Origin of the sequence: Lysobacter zhanggongensis, from assembly GCF_046638635.1 — a bacterium.
Taxonomy (GTDB): Bacteria; Pseudomonadota; Gammaproteobacteria; order Xanthomonadales; family Xanthomonadaceae; genus Novilysobacter; species Novilysobacter luteus.
Genome location: NZ_JBJXHK010000126.1, coordinates 1 through 4,464 on the forward strand (window position 1 = coordinate 1; position 4,464 = coordinate 4,464).

Here is a 4,464-nt window from a genome sequence, read left to right on the forward strand (position 1 = left end):
GGGCGAAGACCGCGCCGCGCTGACCGCCGCGTGGCAGGCGTTCTTCGCCGCCGCGCGCGCGATCGCGACCTGCCCGGTGCCGGTGGCCGCCGCGATCACCGGCCATTCGCCGGCCGGCGGCTGCGTGCTGGCGCTGTGCTGCGATTACCGGGTGATGGCCGCCGGCGATTTCCGCATCGGCCTCAACGAGACCCAGGTCGGTCTGGTCGCCCCCGAGGGCATCCAGCGACTGATGCGCCGTGCGGTGGGCACCGCGCGCGCCGAGCGCCTGCTGGTGGCCGGGGAACTGGTCGAGGCCGAGCGCGCATTGCGGATCGGGCTGGTCGACGAGCTTGCGCCGCCGGAGGAGGTCACCGCGCGCGCCATCGCGCGGCTGCAGCACCTGCTGGCGCTGCCGCGCGAGGCGATGTCGCACACCCGCCGCATTGCCCGGGCCGACATGATCGAGGCACTGGAACCCGAACACATCGAGCTGGACCGCTTTATCGAGGCCTGGTACGCCGACGGGACCCAGGCCGCGTTGAAGNACCTGCTGGCGCTGCCGCGCGAGGCGATGTCGCACACCCGCCGCATTGCCCGGGCCGACATGATCGAGGCACTGGAACCCGAACACATCGAGCTGGACCGCTTTATCGAGGCCTGGTACGCCGACGGGACCCAGGCCGCGTTGAAGGCGCTGGTCGCGAAGCTGGGGAAATAGGCCTCAGCGCGCGACCGGCCGGTTGGGGTCCTCGAGCCAGCCGCTCCACGAGCCGGTGTACAGCTTCGCTCCCGGCAGGCCGGCGTGTTCCATCGCAAGCAGGTGGTGGCAGGCGGTGACGCCCGAACCGCACATCACCGCAACCTCGTTCGCGGGCCGGCCATCCAGCAGCTCGCTGAACTCCCGCGCCAGTACCCCGGCCGGCTTGAACCGCCCGTCCTCCAGGTTCTCGGCGTACGGACGATTGACCGCACCCGGGACATGCCCGGCGACACGATCGAGCGGCTCGACCTCGCCACGGAAACGTTCCGACGCACGCGCATCGATCAGCATTCCGCCATCCGACAGGTGCTGCTGCACGCCCTCGGCGTCGAGCAGGCGCGAGCGGTCGAACCGCGCGGTGTAATCGGCCGGCGCAACGGCAGGCATGCCGGTGTCGACCGGGCCGCCTTGCGCGGTCCATGCTTTCCAGCCGCCATCCAGCACCGCCACGTCGCGATGCCCGAGCGCCCGCAGCAGGAACCACGCGCGCGCCGCCGCGAGCGCTCCGTCACCGGCGTCGTAGACGACGACCTGGTGCGACGGCGTGATGCCCCAGCGCCCCAGGCGCGCGGTGAAGGCGTCCGCCCCGGGCCACGGGTGTCGACCGCCCTTGCGGTCGTGGTCGGAAAGGTCCCGGTCGAGGTCGGCAAACCGCGCGCCGGGGATGTGGCCGTCCCGGTACCACGCCTCGCCGGCGCTGCGGTCGGCCAACGAGACGCGTGCATCCAGCACGACGAGGTCATCGCGTCCGAGCGCCGACGCCAGTTGTTCGACGTTGACCAAACCCTGCCAGCGAGGGGCGGTGGAATCGTTCATCGTGCGTCCTCCAGTCGTTGCCGCAGGTTCCACAGGATCGAGGCGGTGGCGCCCCAGATGCGTTGCGAGGGATAGCGGAACTCGAGCACGTGCCGCATGCGGCCCTTGTACTCCAGCTCCCGACGCTCGAGGTTGGCCGGGTCCAGCAGGAACGCCAACGGGACCTCGAATACCTCGGCCACCTCGCGCGGGTCCGGACGGGCAACGTAGCCCGGGTCGATCACGGCGACCACCGGCAGCACCCGGAAACCGGTGATCGTCAACAGCGGATCGAGCAGGCCGACCGGCTGGATCCGACCCGGCGGCACGCCGATCTCCTCGCGGGTCTCGCGAAGCGCCGCGGCAACCGCGTCGGTGTCGTCGGGTTCGACCCGGCCGCCGGGAAAGCTGACCTGCCCGCCGTGGTGGCGCAGGTCGGCGGTGCGCAGGGTCAACACCACGCCGGTGCCTTCGCTGCGCGCGACCAGGCCGACCAGCACGGCCGCGTCGGCCAGCTCGACCGCCGGATGCAACAGGTCGCCGATCTCCTCCCGGTTCCAGCCGTCACCGATGGCGGGATCGTCCAACGGCCGCAGCACCGACCGCAGGCGGGTGACCTCGCCAGGCGCGTCGGCGATGCCGCCCGGGTTCACGTGCGGGTGGCCTCGCGGGCCGGAAGCACCTCGTCCATGATCCGCGAGCGCTCGTCGTCGCCCATCTGCGACCAGCGCGCGATCTCGTCGCCGGTGCGGTGGCAACCCTCGCACAGGCCCTGCGCGTCGAGGCAGCAGACGCCGGTGCAGGGAGTGAGCATGGCAGGCAGGAAGGTCGTCATCGGGGACTCGACTGCGTGGCGCGGGAAATGCGTGGCGCTGAAACGGATGCGCCGGCCTAGAGGCCGGCGCCAGGGTACCGCGGACGCCGCCGGGCAGGCCCGGCGGCGGTGTCACGTCACTTGATGCTGACCAGCTTGACCTCGAACTGCACGGCCATGTTCGGCGGGACGCCGGTGCGCGGGTCGGCGCCATAGGCCTGCTCGGGAGCCAGGGTGATCTCCCACTTGGAGCCGGCCTGCATCTGCAACAGCGCCTCGCGCATCGCGGGCATCTCGACCTCGCTGACCTTCAGCGGCGGCATGGCGCGGGCCTGCGCGTTCTCGCCACGCTGGCCCCACGGGAACGGACCGGCGACCTCGAGCTGGACGGTGCTGGCCTGGGTCGGCTTGGCGCCGCTGCCGTTCTCGATCACGCGGTACTGCACGCCGCTGGGCAACGACTTGACGCCGGCCTTGGCCTTGTTCTGCGCGATGAACGCGTCGCTGCGGGTCTTGTTCTCGGCCGAGGCCTTGTCCCAAGCCGCCTTGGCCTTGGCCTGCTGGCGCTTCTGCATGTTCTCGACCGCGACGCGCAACTGGTCGACGGGCACGGACGGGTCCTTCTTGGCGTAACCGTCCTGCAGGCCCTTGATGATGGTGTTCACGTCGAGCGCTTCGCCGCTTTCGCCGGCATTGCGGCCGAGGTCATAACCGAGCGCGTAGCTCAGCTTGCCCTTCTCGGACGACGTGTCCTGCGCTACGGCGTGGCCCGCGGTGAGGGTCAGGGCCGCAACGGCGACCGCAATCAAACGCAACTTCATTCGGTGGAACCTCCGGTGATGACGCGAGCGGCGGCACCGCCCCGTATTGGGTTGGTCCAGCCGGTCGAACGGCCCCGGATGGACGCGCTAGGATAGCGACGCAGGGGCTTAACTGCCACTGACGTCCAGCTCAGACAACCCGGTGCCGCGCGAGTTCCACGGTGCGTCGCGCCTTCATGTTCCAGCAAGAATTCGCCCAGTCCCCGAGGGAGCTCCCGCATGTCCGACACCCATGCCGCCACGCCGGTGGCCATTGCCGACCGCGGCGCCGTCCGCGTCATCACCGTCGATCGCCCTGACAAGCTGAACGCGCTGAACGCGGCCACCCTTGATGCACTCCACCAGGCGTTCGACGCCGCCGCGGCCGATGACGCCGTGCGTTGCGTGGTGCTGACCGGGTCGGGGTCGCGGGCCTTCGTCGCGGGTGCCGACATCAGCGAGATGAACACGCTGACGCCGGTCCAGGGCCGCGATTTCTCGCTGCGCGGGCAGCGGCTGATGCGCCGCATCGAGAAGATGCCCAAGCCGGTGGTCGCGATGATCAACGGTTTCGCACTCGGTGGCGGGCTGGAGCTTGCGATGGGATGCCACCTGCGGATCGCCGCCGACAGCGCCAAGTTGGGCCAGCCGGAGGTCAACCTGGGGCTGATCCCCGGTTTTGGTGGCACCCAGCGCCTGCTGCGCCTGGCCGGCCGGGCCGCCACCCTGGAGCTGTGTCTGGTCGGCACCCCGGTGGACGCGGCGCGGGCGCGCGAGCTGGGCATCGTCAACCGGGTGGTACCGGCCGCCGATCTGGAAACCGAAGCCCTGAAGCTGGCAAACCAGCTGGCCGAGTCCGCGCCGCTGGCACTGCGCGGCGTGCTGGACTGCGTCAACGTCGGTGGCGAGTGCGCGATCGAGGAGGGCCTGGAGTACGAGACCGCGCAGTTCGGGCTCATGTTCTCGACCGATGACATGCGCGAAGGCACCGGCGCGTTCCTGGAACGTCGCAAGCCGGCTTTCGCCGGGCGCTGAGGTGGACGGCATCAACGGCTGCCGCTGCGGCTGCAGGTCGCGCGACGGTGCCGGGATGCACCGTGTCGCGGCGGCACTGGCGGTCGAGGATGTCGACCGCGCGATCGAGGCCGGGCTGCTCGATTGCGAGCCGTGCCCGGATTGCACACCCCACTGCCAGGTGTCGGTGATCCGCGCGCGGGATGAGCGACGGTTCGCGCTCGCGGCACGCGAGCGTTTCCGGGCGCGCGAGGCGCGGCTGCAACGCCTGGCCGCGGAGCGCGATGCCCGGCGCGCAG

General features: G+C 70.9%; 3 protein-coding genes and 3 pseudogenes. 3 read left to right on the top strand and 3 right to left on the bottom strand.

Features of this window, described 5'->3' with window-relative positions; all coding sequences use genetic code 11:
• A pseudogene (locus ACKVMH_RS12820) lies at nucleotides 1-553 on the top strand (enoyl-CoA hydratase/isomerase family protein); the annotation flags it as partial.
• A gap of 150 nt (nucleotides 554-703) precedes the next feature.
• Here the strand turns inward: ACKVMH_RS12820 and ACKVMH_RS12825 are convergent.
• From ACKVMH_RS12825 to ACKVMH_RS12835, 3 genes and pseudogenes are all read right to left on the bottom strand, one after another.
• On the bottom strand, nucleotides 704-1,558 hold the full coding sequence (locus ACKVMH_RS12825) for a sulfurtransferase (protein WP_412700589.1): 855 nt from the start codon (nucleotides 1,556-1,558) through the stop codon (nucleotides 704-706).
• Nucleotides 1,555-2,372 (bottom strand): annotated as a pseudogene (locus ACKVMH_RS12830) (CoA pyrophosphatase). The gene ACKVMH_RS12825 and the pseudogene ACKVMH_RS12830 overlap by 4 nt, the downstream one beginning before the upstream one ends.
• 116 nt (nucleotides 2,373-2,488) lie before the next feature.
• The gene (locus ACKVMH_RS12835; protein ID WP_215218283.1) at nucleotides 2,489-3,172 is read right to left on the bottom strand and encodes an FKBP-type peptidyl-prolyl cis-trans isomerase N-terminal domain-containing protein; all 684 of its coding nucleotides are present in this window, start codon (nucleotides 3,170-3,172) and stop codon (nucleotides 2,489-2,491) included.
• A 219-nt stretch (nucleotides 3,173-3,391) separates the two neighbouring features.
• On the opposite strand from ACKVMH_RS12835, the gene ACKVMH_RS12840 reads away from it, so the two are divergent.
• Both ACKVMH_RS12840 and ACKVMH_RS12845 read left to right on the top strand, forming a co-directional pair.
• On the top strand, nucleotides 3,392-4,186 hold the full coding sequence (locus ACKVMH_RS12840; RefSeq protein WP_412700590.1) for an enoyl-CoA hydratase/isomerase family protein: 795 nt from the start codon (nucleotides 3,392-3,394) through the stop codon (nucleotides 4,184-4,186).
• A 55-nt stretch (nucleotides 4,187-4,241) separates the two neighbouring features.
• Nucleotides 4,242-4,464, top strand: a pseudogene (locus ACKVMH_RS12845) (hypothetical protein); the annotation flags it as partial.

Excerpts from the sequence above, each read along its gene's own strand:
- ACKVMH_RS12825 (WP_412700589.1), bottom strand. The coding sequence starts at position 1,558 with ATGAACGATTCCACCGCCCCTCGCTGGCAGGGTTTGGTCAACGTCGAA.
- ACKVMH_RS12835 (WP_215218283.1), bottom strand. The coding sequence starts at position 3,172 with ATGAAGTTGCGTTTGATTGCGGTCGCCGTTGCGGCCCTGACCCTCACC.
- ACKVMH_RS12840 (WP_412700590.1), top strand. The coding sequence starts at position 3,392 with ATGTCCGACACCCATGCCGCCACGCCGGTGGCCATTGCCGACCGCGGC.